Source organism: Streptomyces nidicola (genome assembly GCF_050106155.1).
Classification (GTDB): Bacteria; Actinomycetota; Actinomycetes; order Streptomycetales; family Streptomycetaceae; genus Streptomyces.
Window position 1 is genome coordinate 3,527,099 of record NZ_JBNBPI010000001.1, and the last position, 20,363, is coordinate 3,547,461.

The 20,363-nt window shown below is 70.7% G+C and carries 17 protein-coding genes; 9 read left to right on the forward strand and 8 right to left on the reverse strand.

Annotated elements, in window-relative coordinates; all coding sequences use genetic code 11:
• Positions 1–71 precede the first annotated feature (71 nt).
• The 3 genes from ACOKM3_RS15950 (at position 72) to ACOKM3_RS15960 (ending at position 3,347) form a co-directional block, all read left to right on the forward strand.
• On the forward strand, positions 72–422 hold the full coding sequence (locus ACOKM3_RS15950) for an SH3 domain-containing protein (protein ID WP_426901022.1): 351 nt from the start codon (positions 72–74) through the stop codon (positions 420–422).
• Positions 423–543: 121 nt separating this feature from the next.
• Entirely contained in the window at positions 544–1,884 is a 1,341-nt protein-coding gene (locus ACOKM3_RS15955; protein ID WP_426901024.1) for an FtsW/RodA/SpoVE family cell cycle protein, read from the forward strand.
• Entirely contained in the window at positions 1,881–3,347 is a 1,467-nt protein-coding gene (locus ACOKM3_RS15960; RefSeq protein ID WP_426901026.1) for a penicillin-binding transpeptidase domain-containing protein, read from the forward strand. The genes ACOKM3_RS15955 and ACOKM3_RS15960 overlap by 4 nt, the downstream gene beginning before the upstream one ends.
• Here the strand turns inward: ACOKM3_RS15960 and ACOKM3_RS15965 are convergent.
• Positions 3,339–4,445, reverse strand: a complete 1,107-nt coding sequence (locus tag ACOKM3_RS15965) for a ferritin-like domain-containing protein (RefSeq protein WP_426901028.1) — start codon at positions 4,443–4,445, stop codon at positions 3,339–3,341. The two genes, ACOKM3_RS15960 and ACOKM3_RS15965, sit on opposite strands and share 9 nt — an antisense overlap.
• A gap of 168 nt (positions 4,446–4,613) precedes the next feature.
• On the opposite strand from ACOKM3_RS15965, the gene ACOKM3_RS15970 reads away from it, so the two are divergent.
• From ACOKM3_RS15970 to ACOKM3_RS15985, 4 genes are all read left to right on the forward strand, one after another.
• On the forward strand, positions 4,614–5,552 hold the full coding sequence (locus ACOKM3_RS15970; protein WP_426901030.1) for an AurF N-oxygenase family protein: 939 nt from the start codon (positions 4,614–4,616) through the stop codon (positions 5,550–5,552).
• A 34-nt stretch (positions 5,553–5,586) separates the two neighbouring features.
• On the forward strand, positions 5,587–6,312 hold the full coding sequence (locus tag ACOKM3_RS15975) for a TetR/AcrR family transcriptional regulator (RefSeq protein ID WP_426901032.1): 726 nt from the start codon (positions 5,587–5,589) through the stop codon (positions 6,310–6,312).
• Between the two features lie 59 nt (positions 6,313–6,371).
• Complete coding sequence (locus ACOKM3_RS15980; protein WP_426901034.1) at positions 6,372–6,650, forward strand: hypothetical protein; 279 nt, start codon at positions 6,372–6,374, stop codon at positions 6,648–6,650.
• Positions 6,651–6,786: 136 nt separating this feature from the next.
• On the forward strand, positions 6,787–7,941 hold the full coding sequence (locus tag ACOKM3_RS15985; protein ID WP_426901036.1) for a C40 family peptidase: 1,155 nt from the start codon (positions 6,787–6,789) through the stop codon (positions 7,939–7,941).
• An 832-nt stretch (positions 7,942–8,773) separates the two neighbouring features.
• Here the strand turns inward: ACOKM3_RS15985 and ACOKM3_RS15990 are convergent.
• From ACOKM3_RS15990 to ACOKM3_RS16010, 5 genes are all read right to left on the reverse strand, one after another.
• Positions 8,774–10,030: a styrene monooxygenase/indole monooxygenase family protein gene (locus tag ACOKM3_RS15990; protein WP_426901037.1), complete on the reverse strand. Its 1,257-nt coding sequence runs from the start codon at positions 10,028–10,030 to the stop codon at positions 8,774–8,776.
• A gap of 77 nt (positions 10,031–10,107) precedes the next feature.
• Positions 10,108–10,737 (reverse strand): GTP-binding protein, encoded by a 630-nt coding sequence (locus ACOKM3_RS15995; RefSeq protein ID WP_426901039.1) that lies wholly within the window; start codon positions 10,735–10,737, stop codon positions 10,108–10,110.
• On the reverse strand, positions 10,718–11,176 hold the full coding sequence (locus tag ACOKM3_RS16000) for a DUF742 domain-containing protein (RefSeq protein WP_426901041.1): 459 nt from the start codon (positions 11,174–11,176) through the stop codon (positions 10,718–10,720). The genes ACOKM3_RS15995 and ACOKM3_RS16000 overlap by 20 nt, the downstream gene beginning before the upstream one ends.
• Entirely contained in the window at positions 11,173–11,640 is a 468-nt protein-coding gene (locus ACOKM3_RS16005) for a roadblock/LC7 domain-containing protein (RefSeq protein WP_426901043.1), read from the reverse strand. Before ACOKM3_RS16005 ends, ACOKM3_RS16000 begins: the two co-directional genes overlap by 4 nt.
• Before the next feature lie 35 nt (positions 11,641–11,675).
• Entirely contained in the window at positions 11,676–14,492 is a 2,817-nt protein-coding gene (locus tag ACOKM3_RS16010) for a sensor histidine kinase (RefSeq protein WP_426901045.1), read from the reverse strand.
• A 389-nt stretch (positions 14,493–14,881) separates the two neighbouring features.
• On the opposite strand from ACOKM3_RS16010, the gene ACOKM3_RS16015 reads away from it, so the two are divergent.
• Entirely contained in the window at positions 14,882–15,703 is an 822-nt protein-coding gene (locus tag ACOKM3_RS16015) for a protein phosphatase 2C domain-containing protein (RefSeq protein WP_426901047.1), read from the forward strand.
• Positions 15,704–15,772: 69 nt separating this feature from the next.
• On the opposite strand, the gene ACOKM3_RS16020 is transcribed toward ACOKM3_RS16015, so the two are convergent.
• Positions 15,773–16,273 (reverse strand): MarR family winged helix-turn-helix transcriptional regulator, encoded by a 501-nt coding sequence (locus ACOKM3_RS16020; RefSeq protein WP_426901049.1) that lies wholly within the window; start codon positions 16,271–16,273, stop codon positions 15,773–15,775.
• A 210-nt stretch (positions 16,274–16,483) separates the two neighbouring features.
• Here ACOKM3_RS16020 and ACOKM3_RS16025 point away from each other — a divergent pair, with 210 nt between their 5' ends.
• Positions 16,484–17,326 (forward strand): lysozyme, encoded by an 843-nt coding sequence (locus ACOKM3_RS16025; protein ID WP_426901051.1) that lies wholly within the window; start codon positions 16,484–16,486, stop codon positions 17,324–17,326.
• A 97-nt stretch (positions 17,327–17,423) separates the two neighbouring features.
• On the opposite strand, the gene ACOKM3_RS16030 is transcribed toward ACOKM3_RS16025, so the two are convergent.
• On the reverse strand, positions 17,424–20,309 hold the full coding sequence (locus ACOKM3_RS16030) for a M4 family metallopeptidase (RefSeq protein ID WP_426901053.1): 2,886 nt from the start codon (positions 20,307–20,309) through the stop codon (positions 17,424–17,426).
• Positions 20,310–20,363 lie beyond the last annotated feature (54 nt).

Below are 20,363 nucleotides of genomic sequence, written 5' to 3' on the forward strand. Positions count from 1 at the left end.
CGCTTTTAGGGTGAAACCGGGTATTCAAGGCGCCCTCTCTCGATCCTCACCCCCGCCTCAGGAGGACTCGCATGTCCCTCACCACCCGCCTCGGTATGGGCATCGCCGCCGTCGCCACCCTCGTCACGACCGCGGCCGTCCCCGCCGTCGCCCAGACCGCCGGCTCCGGCGCCGGCGACTCGCCGCCGGTCTACAAGGGCCGCGTCATCGCCAAGTCCGGGCTGCTGCTGCGCGACGCCCCGGCCCGCGGCGCCAAGGTCGTCCGCTCCGAGCCGTACCGCGCGATCGTCCCGATCTTCTGCAAGACCTCGGGCGACAGCGTCGGCGGGAACTCGTACTGGTACCTGCTCACCGACGGCACCTGGGCGTGGGGTTCCGCGAAGTACATCCAGAACATCGGCGCCGTGCCGCGCTGGTGCTGACATGACCTGATATCAGGTACTTGCTTGCTACGTTCCCGGTATGACCGGATCATCGGGCGCATCGGGAACATCGGGTACATCGGGTACGTCGGGAACCAATGCCTCTTCCGCAGTACCCGCTGTGCGCGTCCCCCGGCGCCGGGGCACCGAACTGGCCCTGCTGGTCGTCGCCGTGCTGCTCAGCGTCTACGGATACATCGACGTCGGGCTCGCCAAGGACAGCAGGGTGCCGGGCGGTGCGCTCGGCTACGGCGCCGGGCTCGGGGCGCTCGCCCTCGTCGCGCACCTCGTGGTCCGCTTCCGCGCCCCGTACGCCGATCCGCTGGTGCTGCCGATCGCCGTGCTGCTCAACGGGCTCGGCCTGGTGCTGATCTGGCGGCTCGACCTGGAGACCCCGGGCGACCAGGCGGCGCCCACCCAGCTGATCTGGTCGACGCTGGGCGTGGCCCTGTTCATCCTCACCGTGCTGTTCCTGCGCGACCACCGGGTGCTCCAGAGATACGCGTACATCAGCGTGGTCACGGCCCTGGTGCTGATGATCCTGCCGATCTTCTTCCCGCCGATCAACGGCGCCCGGATCTGGATCCAGATCGGCAGCTTCTCCATCCAGCCGGGCGAGTTCGCCAAGATCCTGCTCGCGATCTTCTTCGCCAGCTATCTCGCGGCCAACCGGCACGCCCTCGCGTACACCGGCAAACGGATCTGGCGGTTCCAGCTGCCGACGATGCGGGTGTTCGCGCCGATCCTGGTGATCTGGCTGATGACCGTCGGGGTCCTTGTCCTGGAGACGGACCTCGGGACCTCGCTGCTGTTCTTCGGACTGTTCGTGATCATGCTGTACGTGGCGTCGGGGCGCGGCGGCTGGATCGTCATCGGGCTCGTGCTCGCGGCCGTGGGCGCGGTCATCGTCGCCTCCTTCGAGCCGCATGTGCACAGCCGCGTCGAGGACTGGCTGCACCCCTTCGCCTCCATCGACGCCGGTCAGGGCGCCAGCCAGCTCGCGCAGTCGCTGTTCGCGTTCGCGGCGGGCGGGATGCTCGGCACCGGGCTCGGCCTCGGGCACTCGAACCTGATCGGCTTCGCCGCCAAGTCGGACTTCATCCTGGCGACGGCCGGCGAGGAGCTGGGGCTCGCCGGGCTCACCGCGATCTTCCTGCTGTACGCGCTGCTCGTGGAGCGCGGCTACCGGGCGGGGCTCGCGCTGCGCGATCCGTTCGGCCGGCTGCTCTCCATCGGACTCGCGTCGATCGTCGCGCTGCAGGTCTTCGTCATCGCGGGCGGCGTGATGGGACTCATCCCGCTCACCGGCATGGCGATGCCGTTCCTCGCGCAGGGCGGTTCGTCCCTCGTCACCAACTGGATCATCGTCGCGATCATCATCCGGGTCAGCGACCGGGCCCGGAGCCAGCTGCTGCCCGAGTCCCCCGGGACCGCCCCGGAACCCGTGGAGGGCGTCAAGTGACCAAGTACATCCGCCGGGCCTCGGTCTTCTGCCTGATCCTGCTGATCGCGCTGCTCATCAACGCGGCCCGCATCCAGTTCTTCCAGGCCGACAAGCTCGACGACAACTCGGCCAACCGCCGCTCCACGATCGAGCGTTACGGGCAGCCGCGCGGCGACATCCTCGTCCAGGGAAAGTCGGTCACCGGCTCCAAGGACACCGGGGAGTCGCTGCGCTACGAGCGCACGTACAAGAACGGGCCGCTGTACGCGCCCGTCACCGGATACGCCTCGCAGACGTACGGGACGACGTTCGTGGAGAGCGCCGAGGACGACATCCTCTCCGGCACCGACCCGATGCTGTCCCCCTTCCCGTTCTGGAACGAGATCTCGCGCGCCCAGGAGCCCGGCGGCAACGTGAAGACGACCATCAACGCCCGTGCGCAGGAGGCCGCTTACTCCGGGCTGGGCGGCAAGAAGGGCGCGGTGGCGGCGATCGACCCGTCGACCGGGAAGATCCTTGCGCTGGTCTCCACCCCGTCGTACGACCCCGGGCGGATCGCCGGCACCGACTCCTCCTCGACCGAGGCGTGGGCCGAGCTGAACAAGTCCGATGAGCAGCCGATGCTCAACCGGGCGCTGCGCCAGACGTATCCGCCGGGCTCCACGTTCAAGGTGGTCACGGCGGCCGCGATCCTGGAGAACAACGTGGTGAGCGGCATCAACGCGTCGACCGACACCCCGTCCCCGTACACCCTGCCGGGCACGACGACGCAGCTGACGAACGAGTCCTCCTCGGACGCCTGCACGGACGCGACGCTCGAGTACGCGCTGCGGGTCTCCTGCAACACCGTGTTCGCCAACCTGGGGGTCAAGACCGGGCTCTCGGACATGGTGAAGATGTCCGAGAACTTCGGCTTCAACGACAGCGGGATCAAGGTCCCGATGGCCGCCGCCAAGTCGAACTTCGACACCGACATGAACGACTCGCAGCTGGCGCTCTCCTCGATCGGCCAGTACGACACCGCTGCCACTCCGTTGCAGATGGCGATGGTGTCCTCGGCCGTCGCCAACGGGGGCGCGCTGATGCGGCCGCACCTCGTCGACAAGACCACGACGGACGACGGCGACACGGTCTCGGAGACCGGTAGCGACACCTACAAGCAGGTCATGTCTCCGTACACGGCGACGCAGTTGCAGCAGATGATGGAGGACGTCGTCTCCGAGGGGACGGGTACGGGGGCGCGGATCTCCGGTGCGACGGTCGGGGGCAAGACGGGGACGGCGCAGCACGGCGAGAACAACGAGGGCACGCCGTATGCGTGGTTCATCTCCTACGCCAAGGAGAAGGACGCGGCCACGCCGAAGGTGGCGGTCGCGGTGGTCGTCGAGGACGCCTCCGCGAACCGCGACGACATCAGTGGCGGTGGCAGCGCGGCACCCATCGCCAAGTCGGTGATGGAGGCCGTGCTGGGGTCAGACTGACTTGCCTGCCTCGACCGCCTCCTCCACCTCCGCCACCCGCTCCTGCTCCTCCGCGGCGAAGCGTTGCGCGTCGAGTTGTTCGGCGATCTCCTCGTCCTGGGCCATGAGCTGGTCGAGGTTGGAGTTGCCCATGTCGAAGACACCCATGTCGACGTAGGCCTGTTGCAGGCGCTTGCCCCACAGGCCGATGTCCTTGACGCACGGGACGATCCGCGAGAACAGCAACTGGCGGAACATGGCCAGGAATTCGGACTGCTCCGTGTACTTCTCCGCGTCGACCTTGGGGATGCCGAAGTTCTCCAGGACCTCGATGCCGCGCAGCCGGTCGCGCATCAGGTAGCAACCCTCGATGACGAACTCCTCGCGCTCACGCAGTTCGGCATCCGTGAGCTGCTTGTAGTAGTCGCGCAGCGCCATCCGCCCGAAGGCGACGTGCCGGGCCTCGTCCTGCATCACGTACGCGAGGATCTGCTTGGGCAGCGGCTTGTCCGTGGTGTCGCGGAGCAGGCCGAACGCGGCGAGCGCCAGGCCCTCGATCAGGACCTGCATGCCCAGGTACGGCATGTCCCAGCGGGAGTCGCGCAGGGTGTCGCCGAGCAGCGACTGGAGGTTGTCGTTGATCGGGTAGAGCATGCCGAGCTTCTCGTGCAGGAAGCGGCCGTAGATCTCCGCGTGCCGCGCCTCGTCCATGGTCTGCGTCGCGGAGTAGAACTTGGCGTCGAGGTCGGGCACGGACTCGACGATCCGCGCGGCGCACACCATCGCGCCCTGCTCGCCGTGCAGGAACTGGCTGAACTGCCAGGAGGCGGAGTGCTTGCGCAGCTCGGCCTTGTCCTTGTCGCTCATCTTCGCCCAGTAGGGCGTGTTGTAGAGGGCCAGCGCGTCGTCGGGGGTGCCGAGCGGGTCGTACGGGTCGACCTCCAGGTCCCAGTCGATGCGCTTGGCGCCGTCCCACTGCTTGTCCTTGCCCTTTTGGTAGAGCGAGAGGAGACGGTCGCGCCCGTCGTCGTATTCCCAGCTGAGGCGAGCCGAACTGGCGGACGGTACTTGCCAGTTGGACCCGTTCGGGGCCTTGGTGTACAGCTCATGCGTCGCCATGTTGGCAGGCTCACACGGTGGTAGACGCGGGGTCAACAAGTCGTGCGGAGTCCTGCGCAAGGGATTGACGGGCTTGCTGACGCGCAGTCTCATAAGAACCGAGGCAGGCGTGACCGCCAGTAACCCGCGATCGCTCGATCAACTCCCGTACGACGAGGTGGGACAGCCATGACAACCATGACGGAAGCCGACGCGCTGGCGGGACTGCGCGACGCGCTCGGTCTGCTCAAGGACCGGGAGCAGGTGGCCGAGCGGCTGCTCGACTCTTCCGCCAAGCACTCCTTCGACCCGGACAAGGAACTGGACTGGAACGCTCCCTTCGAGGCGGGCAAGTGGTTCTGGCCGCCCGAGCTGGTCTCCCTGTACGGCACCCCGCTGTGGAAGCGGATGGGCGAGGAGCAGCGGATCGCCCTCTCCCAGCACGAGGCGGCGGCGCTGGCCTCGCTCGGCATCTGGTTCGAGCTGATCCTGATGCAGCTGCTCGTGCGGCACGTGTACGACAAGGCGGCGACGAGCGCGCACGTGCGCTACGCGCTGACCGAGATCGAGGACGAGTGCCGGCACTCGAAGATGTTCGCGCGGCTGATCCAGCGCGGCGAGACGCCCTGGTACCCGGTGGCGCCCGTCCACCACAACCTGGGCCGGCTCTTCAAGACCATCTCCACCACACCCGGTTCGTTCACGGCGACGCTGCTCGGCGAGGAGGTCCTCGACTGGATGCAGCGGCTGACGTTCCCCGACGAGCGCGTGCAGACGCTGATCCGCGGCGTGACGCGCATCCACGTCGTGGAGGAGGCGCGCCATGTCCGGTACGCACGCGAGGAGTTGCGGCGCCAGATGGTGACGGCGCCGCGCTGGTCGCAGGAGTTCACGCGCCTCACCTCGGGTGAGTTCGCCCGCGTCTTCTCCGTGGCGTTCATCAACCCCCAGGTGTACGAGAACGTGGGCCTGGACAAGAAGGAGGCCATGGCCCAGGTCAAGGCCAGCGGCCACCGCCGCGAGGTCATGCAGTCCGGGGCCAAGCGCCTGACCGACTTCCTCGACGACATCGGCGTGCTGCGCGGCGTCGGCCGCCAGATGTGGCGCTCTTCGGGACTTCTGGCCTGATCCGTGGGCTCGACGTGCCGGTTACGCTCAGAACATGACCTCGGCAACCGGCACGCCCGCCTATAAGCGGCTCAGCGTCGAGGTGCGGCGGGCGCAGTTGCTGGAATCGGCGCTGTCGCTGTTCGCGCACCGGGCCCCGGAGGAGGTCTCGCTCGACGACGTGGCGGAGGCCGCGGGGGTGTCCCGGCCGCTCGTCTACCGCTACTTCCCGGGCGGCAAGCAGCAGTTGTACGAGGCCGCGCTGCGCTCCGCGGCCGAGGATCTGGAGCAGTGCTTCGCGGAGCCCCCGGAGGGCCCGCTCACCGCGCGCCTGACCCGCGCGCTCGACCGCTACCTGGGCTTCGTCGACCAGCACGACATGGGGTTCGCCGCGCTGCTCCAGGGCGGCAGCGTGGTGGAGACCTCCCGTACGACGGCGATCGTGGACGGGGTGCGGCGGGCCGCGGCCGAGCACGTCCTCAGCCACCTCGGCCAGGCCGAACCGGGCCGGCGGCTGCGGATGACCGTCCGCATGTGGATCACGGCGGTGGAGGCGGCCTCCCTGATCTGGCTCGACGAGGACAAGCAGCCGCCGCTCGACGAGCTGCGCGACGGGCTCGTCGACCAGTTCATGGCGGTCCTGACGGCGACGGCGGGCCGGGACCCGCAGACCGCGGACGTGGTGCGGTACGCGCTCGCACTGGAGTCGCCGGAGGGCCCCGTGGGGGAACTGGCGCGGCGGATACTGCCGGTGGTGAGCGATGCGGGGCGGCTGCTGTGAGCGGTACTGCGGGTCTGGCTGCGGGACGGGTGTGCGCTGCTCTGCGTGACACTGGTGGTGTGAAGAGCGAAGAGATTCCCTTTGTCGGCGGGCCCCTCGACGGGCGGGCGCTGCCCGTGTTCGTGACCGCCACCGGGAATCCGCCCAAGGTGTACAAGGTGCCGGTGCCGGACGCCGGCGGGGGCCCGGACACCGTCCTCGTGTACGTGCGGGAGGCCGTGGCCGACGGGAAGCGGGTGCGGCTCGTGGCGAAGTGGCGTTACGTGTTCGTGCCGGACGGGAAGGTCGAGCGGGCGGTCAGGTGGCCGTGGTCGAGGAACCGGTCACCGCGGGCGTAAAGGCGGCTCGCCGGGCGGGCACCGGACGGGTGGCGGTGTTGCGCCGAAGCGAGCAGCCCGACGGGTGGGCGGCCCGCCCTTCTGTTCATGTTCACGGTGTGGGGCACAGGGGTTGCCCCGCACCGGAGGTGATCAGGTGTCAGGCAGGCTGGTGCGGTGGGTGTGCACGGTGGCCGTCACGGGAGCGCTGCTCACGCCGCTGCCCGCGAGCGCGGCGCCGGGCCCCGAGCCACGCCCCGGTCCCGGCGGGACGCGCTCCGTCGCCGACCTCCTCTCGGATCTCCAGCGCCTGTACCAGGACACCGAGGCGGCCACGGAGACGTACAACGCGACGGAGGAGGCGCTCAAGGAGCGTCGCAAATCGGCGGACGAGCTCGCGAAGAAGCTGGCCGCCGCGCGGTCGTCGCTGCACAGCAGCCGGACCGACGCCGGGCGGCTCGCGCGCGAGCAGTACCAGGGACGCAGCGAGTTCTCCCCCTACCTGCGACTCCTCCTCGCCCGCGATCCCCAGCGGGCGCTCGACGAGGGCCATGTGATGCGGCGGGCCGCGCGGGAGCGGCAGGCCACCGTCGAGCGGCTCACGGGCCGGGAGAAGAAGGCCGACGCGCTGGCGACGAAGGCCAGGGGCGCGTTGGACGCGCAACTGCGTCTCGCGCAGCGGCAGAAGAAGGAGCGGGACGCGGTACAGGACCGGTTGAAGGAGGTCGAGCAGCTGCTCGCCTCCCTCACCGCCGATCAACTCGCGGATGTGGCACGCCTGGAGGCGCAGGGGACGACGCGGGCGCAAGAGGCGTTCATGGCGTCCGGGGCGCTGAGTTCGACGGGGCGGGCGCCGTCGAGGGCGGGCGACGAGGCGCTCTCCTACGCCGTCCGCCAGATCGGCAAACCGTACGTCTGGGGGGCGGAGGGGCCCGACTCCTTCGACTGCTCGGGCCTCACGTCGCAGGCGTGGGCCCATGCGGGGCGGGTGATCCCGCGGACGTCGCAGGAACAGTGGGCTTCGCTGCCGCGCGTCCCCATGTCGGAGCTGCGCCCCGGCGACCTGGTCATCTACTTCCCCAAGGCCACGCACGTGGCGATGTACCTGGGCGACGGCATGGTGGTCCAGGCCCCGCGCCCCGGCGCCCGCGTCAAGGTCTCCCCCATCGCGGCGAACCCCCTCCTCGGCGCGGTCCGCCCGGACCCGGGGTCGCCGCCGATGCCCGGTTACCGGCCCCCGCCCCTGCCCGAGGGCGCGAAGTCCGGAGCCGACACGGGATACGGGGCGGCGGGGGCGCCGGGGGCCGGGTAGGCGTCTCGCGGCTCCTCGGGTCGGTGGGCGGCACCGGGGCCAGTGGGCTGCGCCGAGGCGAGGCCGCAACCACACCACGCCGCGCGACACCGGGGCCCGTGGACCGCACCGGGGCCACGCCACGCGACACCGGGGTCCGCCGGCTGCACCGGGGCCACGCTGCGCGGAACCGGATACCGGCACCCTGCCGGGGTCGCCGCGCCAGGTGATACGTGCCCGGCACCGCACCGGGCTCAACGCCCAGCGCAATCGGCGCGCTACGCCAGCGAGCAACGTCAGCCGGCTCGGCCCTGACGCCGTCCCTGGGCCAAGAGGTACGCGGCGTCAGCCGTTTCGCGTGGCCGGTCGGCTCGGCAGACGTCCGCCTCGTGCGGGTGAGCCGGCTGCCGCAAGGAGGGCGCCGTGGTTGGTCGAAGCGAGGCGGGCACACGTGACCGAGTGGGGGTACGGCGTGCCGATCGACAGCCGTACCGGGCGAGCCCGCGGAGCGTCACTCGGCGTTCATGACCCGCTCGCCCTCAGGGGCCCAGCAGGGGCTGAAGCCTCGTCCCAGGGACCGACGCCGGAGCGGACGGCAGGATGCCCCGGCCCGGGGGCGCTTCGGGCCTGAGCCCCCGGAGGGGGCGGGTGGGTGGGAGATGGGCGAGGGAACCGGGCGTTCCAGGCGTTCGAAACCGTGGGTCGCGGCACCCATCGCCCAGCAAGGCAGCCACCCCCACCGCCGGACACGTCAACGTCCCGCCGGGCCCCTGGCCCCGGGCACGTCGACGTCCCGCAGAAGCCCGCCGCCCAGGCGAACCGCGCCGCCCCGATCCCCCACCCCGCGGAGCGGTTACGCGCCGGTCAGCGAACCCAGGTACGCCGCCGTCTTCTCCGGCTCGTAGAAGAAGTTCTCGAAGTCGGACGGGTCGTTGAAGCCGTTCGCGAAGCGGTCGGCGGCCGGCTGGAGCTGACCGGCCGCACCGATCAGGTTGAGCACGTGCTCCGGCGGAGCCTGCAGCATCGTGTTCGTCCACTTCGTGACGTGCTGCGCCGTCTCCCAGTACCGGTCGAACGCCGACTGCATCCAGTCCTCGTCGAACGGCTTGTCACCGTGCTCGACGATGGAGGCGAGGTACGACGCGGCGCACTTGGAGGCCGAGTTGGAGCCCTGGCCGGTGATCGGGTCGTTGGCCACGACCACGTCGGCGACGCCGAGGACCGCGCCGCCGGAGGGCAGGCGGCCGATGGGGTTGCGGACGGTCGGGGCGTAGCGGCCCGCCAACGTACCGTTCGCGTCCGTTAGTTCGACCTTCGTGGCGCGCGCGTACTCCCACGGCGTGAACTTCTCCATCAGCTCCAGCGTGAGCGCCAGGTGCTCGGAGGGGTCCTTGATGCCCTTGAAGGCGTCGAGCGGGCCGCCGGGGATGCCCTCCCAGAAGAGGATGTCCGCACGGCCGGAGGTGGTGAGCGTGGGCATCACGAAGAGTTCGCCGACGCCGGGCACCAGGTTGCAGCGCACCGCGTCGAAGTCCGGGTGCTCGGGGCGCACGCCCATCCCGTGCACGTAGGCGACGGCGAGGGCCCGCTGCGGCTCGGTGTACGGGGACCGCGACGCGTCCCGGCCGAACATCGAGACCAGCTCGCCCTTGCCCGCCGAGACCAGCACCAGGTCGTACGTGCGCGAGAAGTAGTCGAGGTCGGAGACCGCCGCGCCGTGGATGACGAGCTGACCGCCGCGCTGCGCGAACGTCTCCATCCAGCCGGCCATCTTCACGCGCTGGTCGACGGACTGCGCGAAGCCGTCGAGCCGGCCCACCCAGTCGATGGCGCGCTGCGTCGGACCCGGGTCGTGCGAGCCGGGCGCGGCCACCGAGACGCCGAGGCCCTCGATCCGCGGGGCCTGCGACTCCCAGAAGTTGAGCTGGAGGTCACGCTCGTGCTGGAGCGCCGTGTGGAACATGCACTGCGTCGACATGACCCGTCCGGAACGGATCTCGTCGGCGGTGCGGTTGGACATCAGGGTGACCTCGTACCCCTGGGTCTGCAGGCCGAGGGCGAGCTGGAGGCCGGACTGGCCGGCTCCCACGACGAGTATCTTCCGCGACATATGAGACTGCCTTAACTGCCGTAACTAATGTGTGGGGGGCGGGGCTTGACCACTATGCGGGCACGGCGGGCGCGCGACTACTCGGGGGTCGCGTCCAGGGCGTGGCCGACCAGCGCCAGGAGCGTCTCGATCGCCGCGATCCGGCGCCGCGCGTCCATGATCAGCACCGGTACGTGCGGCGGCACGGTGAGCGCCTCCCGTACGTCGTCGGGCGCGAACTCCGCCGTACCGTCGAAGTGGTTGACCGCCACGACGTAGGGGAGCCCGCAGCTCTCGAAGTAGTCGAGCGCCGGGAAGCAGTCCTTCAGGCGGCGGGTGTCGGCGAGCACGACCGCGCCGATCGCGCCGCGCACCAGGTCGTCCCACATGAACCAGAACCGCTGCTGCCCCGGCGTGCCGAACAGGTACAGGACCAGGTCGTCGTCGAGCGTGATGCGGCCGAAGTCCATGGCGACCGTGGTCGTGGTCTTCTCCGGCGTCGCGGTGAGGTCGTCGGTCTCCTCGCTCGCCTGGGTCATCAGCGCCTCGGTCTCGAGGGGCTGGATCTCGGACACGGCCGACACCAGGGTCGTCTTGCCCACGCCGAAGCCGCCCGCCACGATGATCTTCGTGGCGACGGGGGCGCGGGTCCTGTCGGTCTGCCAGGCCTGCAACTGCTCTTCTTCTATGGGCAGTTCGCCGAGCAGTTCAGAGGCGGCGGAGTCCACTCAACACCCTTTCGAGGAGCGCCCGGTCCGGCTGTCCGGGGCCGTGGCCTGTTCCGTATACACGGATCTTTCCCTGGTCGGCGAGGTCGCTGAGCAGCACGCGCACCACGCCGAGCGGCATCTTGAGCAGCGCGGCGATCTCCGCGACCGTCCGCATGCGGCGGCACAGCGCGACGATGGCGCGCATCTCCGGCATGATGCCGGAGAGCCCGCCCTTGCCCAGCTCGGGGCGGTCCTCGGGACCCTCGATCGCCGCCGTGCTGGAGATGAACGTCTCCACGAGCAGCACATGGCCGAAGCGGGTGCGGCCGCCGGTCAGCGAGTAGGGGCGCACGCGGGCGGGCCTGCGGTCCGAACCGCGCACGGGAAGCCTGCTCGCGCCGTACGTCCTGCTCGTGCCGTTCGTACTGTGTGCACTGCCTGAAGTGCCCGGGGTCATCGGGTGTCCTCCATCGACTGGCGCAGTTCGCTGCGGAGTTCGGGCGTCAGGACGTGCCCGGCACGGCCGACGAAGAGCGCCATGTGGTACGCGATGACACCCATGTCGCAGTCCGCGGAGGCGTGCACGCCGAGCAGGGAGCCGTCGCTGATCGACATGACGAAGAGGCTTCCCTCGTCCATCGCGACCATCGTCTGCTTGATGCCGCCGCCGTCCATCAGCTTGGCGGCGCCGATGGTCAGCGAACCGAGCCCGGCCACGATGGCCGCCAGGTCGGCGCTCGACCCTTTGGGGCCTTTGCTCGGGTCCGTCGCAGGGGCCGCGTCGTGCCGACCCGGGTCGGAGGAGAGCAGGAGCAGTCCGTCGGACGAGACGACCGCGACGGACTGCAGCCCTGGCACCTCCCCGACCAGGTCGGTGAGCAGCCAGTGGAGATTGCGTGCCTCGCTACTGAGACCGTTCATTCCCTTTAGTCCGTTGAGTGCAGGGGTGGGCGCAGTCAACTGCTTGCCTCCTCGGCTGTGTCCCCCTCATTTTCACTTCTACGTCCAGGGTTCTCGGCGAACTCCGCCGTCACGTCACGACGTCCTGCGGTGGCGCCGCGGTGGAATCCGCCGAGCTTGCGGCGCAGCGCCTCCGCGTCCACGGAGCCGGTGCGCGGCTTCGGGGCGGAGGCGGGAGCGGCCACCTTCGGGGTGCGCTTGGGCAGGCCCTTGGCGGTGACGCGCTCGGCCGGTTCGGGCTCGGGAGCGGGTTCCGGTTCGGCCTCCGGTGCGAGCTGCTGGTCGAGCAGTTCGGGGTGTCCGGCGGGCCGGTCGTGCTCGTCGCGCGGCGCGCGCGGGTGCGGCACCTCGGCGACGGGTTCGGGGGCGGGCTCGGGCTCCGGGGCCGGAGCCGGTTCGGGCTCGGGGGCCGGCTCCGGCGGAACCGGCGTGCTCAGCTCCATGGTCGTTTCCGCGGGGGTCTCCGCGGGGATCTCCACGGGCGGCTCGACCGAGTCGAACGAATCGACCGGGCCGAGCGAATCGGTGGACTCGCGCACCGCCTGCTCGGCCGCCTCGATCAGCGGGTCACCGTACGCCGGAAGCGCGTGCTCCGGCTCCGTACGCCCGTACAGCTCATTGGAGTTGGCCTCCGCCTCGGAACCCGCGAGGCGGACCGCGGGCGCGGCGCCGGGCACCAGGACGGCGGGCGGCACCGAGGCGGCGGGCGCGGCGGCGAAGAGCGAGGCGGGCAGCACGGCGACCGCCGCCACCCCGCCCTGCTTCTGCTCGCGCAGCCGTACGCGCACCCCGTGCCGCACGGCGAGCCGGGCGACGACGTACAGGCCGAGCCCGAACCCGTCGACGTCCTCGGGGTCGTGCGCCTCCTCCGCGGTGAAGGAGGAGAGCCGCGTGTTCAGCTCGCGCATCCGCTCGTCGGTCATCCCTATGCCCTCGTCCTGGACGGAGAGCATGACCGAGCCGCTCTCCAGGAGCCAGCCGGAGACCTCGACGGAGGCGTCGGGCGGCGAGAACGACGTGGCGTTCTCCAGGAGTTCGGCGATGAGGTGGCTGAGGTCGTCGGCGGCGAATCCGGCGAGGTGGGCGTGCGGCGGCAGCGCGGCGATGCGCACCCGCTCGTAGCGCTCGATCTCGGAGACGGCGGCGCGCACCATGTCGACGAGCGCCACGGAGCCGCCGTGCTGCGGTCCGCGCTCGGTGCCCGCGAGGACCAGGAGGTTCTCGCTGTGCCGCCGCATGACGGTGGCGGAGTGGTCGAGCTTGTAGAGCGTGGCGAGCCGGTCCGGGTCCTGCTCGCGCTCCTCCAGGCCCTCGATGATGCCCAGTTGCCGCTCGACGAGCCCGAGGGTGCGCAGCGCCAGGTTGACGAACGTCCCGTGGATCGAGTGCTTGACCCGGTCCAGCTTCCGGGCGGTGTCGGCGAGTTCGCCGCGCAGCCGGTCCCGGTCGTCGGCCATCCGCTGACGCTCGCCGACGAGGTGCTTGCGGTCGGACTCCAGGGTGCCGATGCGTCCGTGCAGCCCGACGGCGTGCGCGTGCAGGGCGTTGATCGAGTCGACGACCTGGGCGAACTCGTCGTTGCGGCCGGTGAACTTGACCGGGTCCTCGGCGGCGGGGTCGCCGGCGACGCGCGCGGAGCCGATCCGCAGCGCGGCGAGCGGCCGGGTCAACGAGCGGGCCGTCGCCATGGCCACGCCGACGGCGGCGAGCAGACAGACGCCGACGAGCGCGATCCGGATCTCCAGCGCCGTCACGTCGTCGTCGCGCAGCTGCTCCAGGCGCTTGACCCGCTGGTCCCCGAGCGCGGCCTCCGCGCCCCGCATGAGGTCGATCCGGGCGGTGAGGGCGGCCTCGACGTTCTTGGAGTTGTAGCGGAGCTCGCTCGCGCTCAGCGTCGGGGCGTCGGCGAGGTTCTTCAGATACGCCTCGGCGCGCGTGGCGTCCGGGCCCGTGACCGTGGAGTCGTACGCGTTGACCGCCGCGGTCGTCCCCGAGTCGTGGAAGTCGTCGAGCGCGGCCTGCTCGCGGACCCTGGCCCGCTGGCCCGCGGCGCTCAGGGCGTCGCGCTGGCCGCGGTCGGCGGAGGACCCGCCGGTGACCGCCTTGCGCAGGCCGGTCGCCGGGTCGATCTCCGTGGTCGTGGTGCGCGGCACGGCGAGCGCGGCGAGCAGCAGGCCGCGCGCGGCGGACGCCTGCTCGACGGCGCGGTCCAGGTCCGCCAGGGCGTAGGCCCCGGAACCCGCGCGCACGGGTATGCGCTCGGCCAGATCCTCGGCGCGCGCGTGCAGTTCACCGATGGAGCGCGAGTACGCGGTGTGCGCCTCCAGGGCGGAGCCCTTGCCGGTGAGGGCGGAGCGGCGCACGGCGGCGACGTCGTCGAGGGTGCGGCGCAGCGCGGCCGGCGCGTCCACGCGCAGCTCGTCGACCTGCCGGTCGACGCGGGCCCCGCGCTCCTCGCTCAGGCCCTGTCCCTTGGACCGGCCTCCGGCGATGAAGCGGGTGACCTCGTCCCGCTCGTCCGCGAGCGCGTGCGAGAGGGCCAGCGAGCGCTGTGTCTGCTGGGCGTCGTCGACGAGGGTCTGCGATTCGCCCACGCGGTCGGAGGCGCCGACGATCACCGGCGCCCCGGCGCCGACGACGGCCGCGGCGACCACGGCCACCGCCACGATCAAGCGGCTGCGGACCCGGGCACGCTTGCCCCGACCGGAACCCGTGCGGCTCACCTCGGGTGCCTGGTCCGGTGCGACATCACCCGACACACCCAGCCCACTGGCCCCATTACCGCCGGAGGTGTTCCCCACTGATGCTCGCATTCCTGACTCGTCCTACCCCATGGGTCCGGGTGACGCTGCGTCAACACTCGTGACCCTCCTGGCCTGGCCCCTGACCCTTCCAGTGCCGGTGAGCAGGGGGCGCCCATCACCTCGCCCGCCACCCGAAGGAGTGAACATCGAGCGGGAGTTGGGGAGCAAGTTCCCGTGTGGCGGTCACCCTCCGTCAACCGCGCGCGGGTTGGACGTCTTCGGCGGCCTTTGGCAGGATGCCCCGCCACACCCCCGACGGAAGTGATCATTCCGTGCAAACCCGGCGCTCAGGGGCTCCTTCGGGTCGCTGCGCGATCTGCACAGAATCCCTACGAACGGCTGACCCCAACTCGCGGCGTGCCAGCGCTCCGTGAGGGTGCCTCATGCAGACTGACCGCATGCGCATCGAACTGACCACCGAGCCGGGCGCCGCCGAGCGGCCGAACGAGGACTTCGTATCGATGGCCGCACCGGCCGCCGGGCACGGTGGAGCGCTCGTCGTCCTCGACGGGGTCACTCCCCCGGCGACCGATGTCGGCTGCCGGCACTCCGTCCCGTGGTTCGCCGCCCACCTCGGCGGAGCACTGGCCGAACTGTCCGTTTCGCGGCGCGATCTGAGCCTGACGGACGTGCTCGGCGCGGCGATCGCCCGGACCGCCGACGCCCATCGGGACACCTGTGACCTTTCTCACCCGCGCACTCCGCAGGCGACCGTCGTACTCGCCCGCTGGGACGCGGAGCAGGTGGAGCATCTGGTGCTCTCCGACTCGGCGTTGCTCGTCGAGGCCCCCGACGGCGCGGTCACGCCGCTGCTCGACGAGCGCCTCGACCGGGTCCCCCGCGCCAACCTCGTATCGAACGAGGTGGCCGACGCCACGGTGCGCAACAAGGAGGGCGGCTTCTTCACGGCCGCCGCGGACCCGTCGGTGGCGCGGCGCGCGGTCACCGGCACGCTGCCCCGGTCCGGGGTGCGGGCGCTCGCGGCGATGACGGACGGCGTGACGCGCTGGGTGGAGAAGTTCCACGAGGGCGACTGGACGGACCTGTTCACCCTCGTACGCAAGGAGGGCACGGAGGCGGTGGTGTCGCGGGTCCGGGCCCTGGAGACCTCGGACGCGGAGACCCGCCGGTACCTGCGGCGCAGCAAGACCCATGACGATGCGACGTTGGCGTACGTGGAGCTACCTTCAAGCCCCGCAGGGGGCACCTCCCAGCGTTAGCCGGGGGAGATTGAGGCGCGGGGTCCGGGGCAGAGCCCCGCAACCGCAACGCCGTCGAGGTGCGACGAACTACTCGGCCCCGGCATTCAACTGGTGCAACAACCTCGCCAGCTCCGCGACTTCCCGTCGGTCCCACCCGTCCAGCTGCCGCACATACCGCATGCGCCGAGCATCCCGCACACGCCCGAAGTGCTCCCGCCCGGACTCGGTGAGCGAGACCAGCCACGCCCGCCCGTCCGCGGGATCCGGCTCGCGGCCGACGAAGCCGAGCTCCTCCAGGGCCCGCAGCTGGCGGCTCATCGTCGCCTTGCCGACGCCGATGTACCCGGCGAGCTCGGTGGCCCGCTGCGCCCCGCACTCCTCCAGGCGCACAAGGAGTCCGTACGCGGCCGGTTCCAGGTCGGGGTGGACCTCGCGGGCCATCTCGCCCGAGTTGGCCCGGGCCCGGCGCAGGAAGACGGTCAACTCGCGTTCCAGGGCAAGGAACTCGCCGTCCACAGCCGTCGGCGCGGCGGCGGTTCGCGGTTCGGATTCCGCGCTCCGCCGCCCGCCTTTTCCGTCTTCGCGCACGTCAGCACCTCTGAAAGTTTTCGCCCATCACGGTCATCACCGCAGTTCCACCAGTATTTCGCAGGAGTAGACCAACGGCACACACCGGCCCCTCTTCCCGCCACGGGTCTACGTGCGTAGCGTTTCCACCGCTGCCAGCCGTGGCATGCACACACCATCAAGCGCACCGGCGCCACCGCACGTCACCCATGTCGTACTCGGAGGCCGCTCATGCCCGTGCACAGACCTGTCACCACCCGCCGCAGACGCAGCAGCACCCGCCTCGGAATCACCGGCACCCTGCTCGCGGCGCTCTCCCTTCTCCTTGCCCTGCCTGGCGCGGCGCACGCCGCCGACGTCCCAGCCCGCGGCGAGGCCCATATGGGCATGGGGGTCGCCGAGCACGACGGCGTCGGTTCCCCGCCGCCCACCAACGGCGTCGCCGCCGCGCAGACCGAGGGCGTCGACGTCTCCAGCCACCAGGGCAACGTGGCCTGGTCGACGCTCTGGAACAGCGGCGTGCGCTGGGCCTACACCAAGGCCACCGAAGGCACGTACTACACGAACCCGTACTTCGCGCAGCAGTACAACGGCTCGTACAACGTGGGCATGGTCCGCGGCGCGTACCACTTCGCGACCCCTGACACCACGAGCGGTGCCACCCAGGCCAACTACTTCGTGGACCACGGAGGCGGCTGGTCCAAGGACGGCAAGACGCTGCCGGGCGCGCTCGACATCGAGTGGAACCCGTACGGCGCCGCCTGCTTCGGCAAGACGCAGAGCGGCATGGTGACCTGGATCCGGGACTTCCTGAACCAGTACAAGGCCCGCACGGGCCGTGACGCCGTCATCTACACGGCGACCAGCTGGTGGACCCAGTGCACGGGCAACTACAGCGGCTTCGCGGCCAACAACCCGCTGTGGATCGCCCGCTACGCCTCCGCCCCCGGCACACTGCCGGCCGGCTGGAGCTACCAGACCATGTGGCAGTACACGTCGACCGGTCCGACGGTCGGCGACCACAACAAGTTCAACGGCGCGCTCGACCGCGTCGTGGCACTCGCCAACGGCTGAGCCCTCAAGAGCTGAGTCCTCAAGAACAGACGAGCAGACGGCGGCCGGGCTCCCCCCTCCGGTGAGTCCGGCCGCCGCCGCGTTCAGATGGGCCCGGTCAGCACCTGCCGGCGGGCCTGTCGCGCTTCACGAGGTTCGTGTAGCCGGTGGTGCCGTCGAGCCACAGGACGCGCTGCCCCTCGTCGGCGGCCGCGTAGGCCTGGTCGCCGCGGTTGCAGGAGACGCGCTGCGTGCCGCCCTTGCCGTCGGGGGCCACCTGGACCAGCTTCGGCAGCGTGTCGTTGGCCCAGTCCGTGGCCGGCGGCAGCGTGGTGACGCTGACCGCGTCGTCCGAGGCCGTCAGCGAGTAGGCGTACAGCGAGCCGTCGCCGGACTCCGGGGTGAGGGTGAGCGGGTTCTTGCCGTCGAGGTCCGCGCGGCGCACCGCGGCCTGCCCCGTGTCGGTGGCGTCGTTGTCCTCGATCCAGAAGACACCGTCGTCGGTGATCGCGGTCTGGCCGACGCCCACCGTCTTGGCGCTGTCGGCGAGGGGCATCTGCGTCTTGGCGCCGGTCGCCGCGTCGAGGACCTCGACGCCGAGCGTGGAGTTGCCGTTCGCGTCCGGGGCGACCTTGGCGTAGGCGATCTTGCCGTCCTTGATGGAGGCCAGGCCCGAGACGTTGTACGGACGGCCACCGTCGACCAGAGCGGTCTCCCCGGTCTTCATGTTGGTGTACCGGACATTCGTGACGCCGAACTGCGGATTGAACGCGGTGTATGCGACGTAGTCGCCGTCCACGACGAGCCCGGAGACGTCGCTGCCGATGCTGTCGACCACCTTCGCGAGGCCGCCCTTGACCGGGCGCGCCATGATCTTGATGCCGCTGCTGCTGTAGTCGGCCCACACCACCGTCTTGCCGTCGGTGTCCGCGTAGACGTTGTAGTCGCCGTTGTTGGCGCTCATCAGCTGGGGCGTGCCCTTGCCGGAGGTGTTGCCCAGCCACACCGAGTACGGCTCGCTGCCGTCCTCGTTGGAGTTCGAGACGGCGTACTTGCCGCCGCCCGCGCCGACGCCGGTGTTGTAGATGTTGACCTTGGACAGGATGGTGTCGGTGTCGACGCCGAGCGCCTTCTCCCAGCCGGGGACGATGCCGTGGGCGTCGAACGACCGGTTCACGACGGCGAGTTGGGCCTTGGTGACGCCCAGTTCCTGCGCGGCGGCGACGACTGCGGCGCGGCCCTCGGTGAAGCCGTCGAGCGGCGTCATGTACGCGGACAGGGCGCGGTAGACGATCTTGTCGGCGAGGTCGCCGCCGAGGTCCTGGCGGATGTCCCACAGGGCGCCGGAGAAGATCGTCGAGTTGAGGTGCACGCCGCCGTTGTCACCGCGGTAGGTGACGCCGATGAAGTCCTTCGACGTGGTCTTGCCGTCGTTGAGGTCGCGCAGCGCGCACTCGCGGGGGCTGAGCGTGGTGCACAGGTCCTCGCCGAGCAGGCCCGCGTCCGGGTCGTCCATGGACCGGCCGTTGGCCTCCAGGTCGATGGCGTTGCCGAAGTAGTCGGCGAGGCCCTCGTTCATGGCGCCGGACTGGCCCGCGTAGACGAGGTTCGCGGTGTGCTCGACGACGCCGTGCGTCATCTCGTGGCCGACGACGTCGGTGTCGGCGGAGAAGGTGCGGTAGTCGCCGCCGCCCTGGCCGTACACCATCTTGGTGCCGTCCCAGAAGGCGTTGTTGTACGGCTTGCCGTTCTGCACCACGCCGACCAGGGAGTTGATGTACCCGTCCTTGCCGTCGAGACCGGCCCGGCCGAAGTGGTTCTTGTAGTAGTCGTAGACTTTGCCGGCCGCCCAGTGGGCGTCGATGGCACCGGAGTTCGTGTAGTCCGCGCCGAGCTCGGGGGTGGCCGACTGGAACGTCTTGATGCCGGTGGGCCAGGTGCCGGACGCGGAGGCGACCTCGCGGCCGCGGGCGTCGTAGGTCGACAGCATGGGGCCCTCGTACGGGGAGTCCGCGGCCCGCCTGCCGTAGTCGATCATCTGGTAGACGCCCTTGGTGTCCTTGTACAGGTTCACCTCGGTCTTCTCGCCGTTGTAGCGGGTGCCGGTGCCCTTGACGACGAGCTGGTCGGCGACGGTGGTGGCCGCGTCCCCGTCCGTGGGCGCCTCGTCGATGGCGCCGGTCGCCGTGCCCGTGGCGCCGAACGTCCTGATGCCGCTGTACTGGAGCAGCGGGAAGCCGGAGCGGGCGTCGACGTAGACCTCCTGCTTGACCGGCGAGCCGTCGGCCGGGCTGACGCCGGTGACGGTGATGTGCCGGGTGAGCACGCCGGAGCCCTGCGGCAGAATCGTGACACCGGTGGCCTTGCCGGTGAGCGCCTTGTCCCCCTTTGCGGGGGCGGTCAGCAGGCCGCCCCCGAGCTGCGTGGTGACGGCGGCGACCGCGCGCTGGACGGCGGTCTTCTCGGAGACCTTCGGTTCGACCGTGGCGAGCTTCAGCTCGGTGAAGTACTTGCCGGAGGTACCGGTGACGGTCCGCTCGCCGCCCTTCTTCTCCATCCGGACGACGTACTCACCGCCGAGCACCGTGACGCCCCGGTACTTCTGCTGGAGCCGAACGGTCTCCCGACCGCCCGCGCTCTGCGTGCTGACGGCCGTCAGATCCTTCGGCGACGTGTCAGCGATGTGGTAGCGCGACTTCTTCGCCTTGAGGTGACCGCGCGCGGCATCGGCGGCGCTGCCGGTGGCCGTGGCCTGCTCGTTCAGGTCGGTCACGAGGGCCGGGGTGTCCGTGTCGGTCCCCGCCACCACGGACGTGTCGTCGGCCGCGGCACCGGTGGCCGCCTGGGCGGCCGGCACCCCGGTCACCAGCAGTCCGGCGACGGCGAGCAGCGCCGCGACGCCCTGGCCGACGGATATACCGCCGCTCCCCTGCCCCGTTCCGTTGCCGGGTCTGCCTGATCCGCTGCCGGTTCTGCCTGATCTCCTGCGTGCTGCACTCCGCACGGTGCCCCTCCGGTGTCACTGACGCGTGAACAGATATCGGATGCGGCCATGCAA

Bases quoted from the DNA above. Each gene is read 5' to 3' on its own strand.
- ACOKM3_RS15950 (WP_426901022.1), top strand. From the start codon at position 72: ATGTCCCTCACCACCCGCCTCGGTATGGGCATCGCCGCCGTCGCCACC.
- ACOKM3_RS15965 (WP_426901028.1), bottom strand. From the start codon at position 4,445: ATGGCGACGCATGAGCTGTACACCAAGGCCCCGAACGGGTCCAACTGG.
- ACOKM3_RS15970 (WP_426901030.1), top strand. From the start codon at position 4,614: ATGACAACCATGACGGAAGCCGACGCGCTGGCGGGACTGCGCGACGCG.
- ACOKM3_RS15975 (WP_426901032.1), top strand. From the start codon at position 5,587: ATGACCTCGGCAACCGGCACGCCCGCCTATAAGCGGCTCAGCGTCGAG.
- ACOKM3_RS15990 (WP_426901037.1), bottom strand. From the start codon at position 10,030: ATGTCGCGGAAGATACTCGTCGTGGGAGCCGGCCAGTCCGGCCTCCAG.
- ACOKM3_RS16000 (WP_426901041.1), bottom strand. From the start codon at position 11,176: ATGACCCCGGGCACTTCAGGCAGTGCACACAGTACGAACGGCACGAGC.
- ACOKM3_RS16005 (WP_426901043.1), bottom strand. From the start codon at position 11,640: ATGAACGGTCTCAGTAGCGAGGCACGCAATCTCCACTGGCTGCTCACC.
- ACOKM3_RS16010 (WP_426901045.1), bottom strand. From the start codon at position 14,492: ATGCGAGCATCAGTGGGGAACACCTCCGGCGGTAATGGGGCCAGTGGG.
- ACOKM3_RS16015 (WP_426901047.1), top strand. From the start codon at position 14,882: ATGCGCATCGAACTGACCACCGAGCCGGGCGCCGCCGAGCGGCCGAAC.
- ACOKM3_RS16025 (WP_426901051.1), top strand. From the start codon at position 16,484: ATGCCCGTGCACAGACCTGTCACCACCCGCCGCAGACGCAGCAGCACC.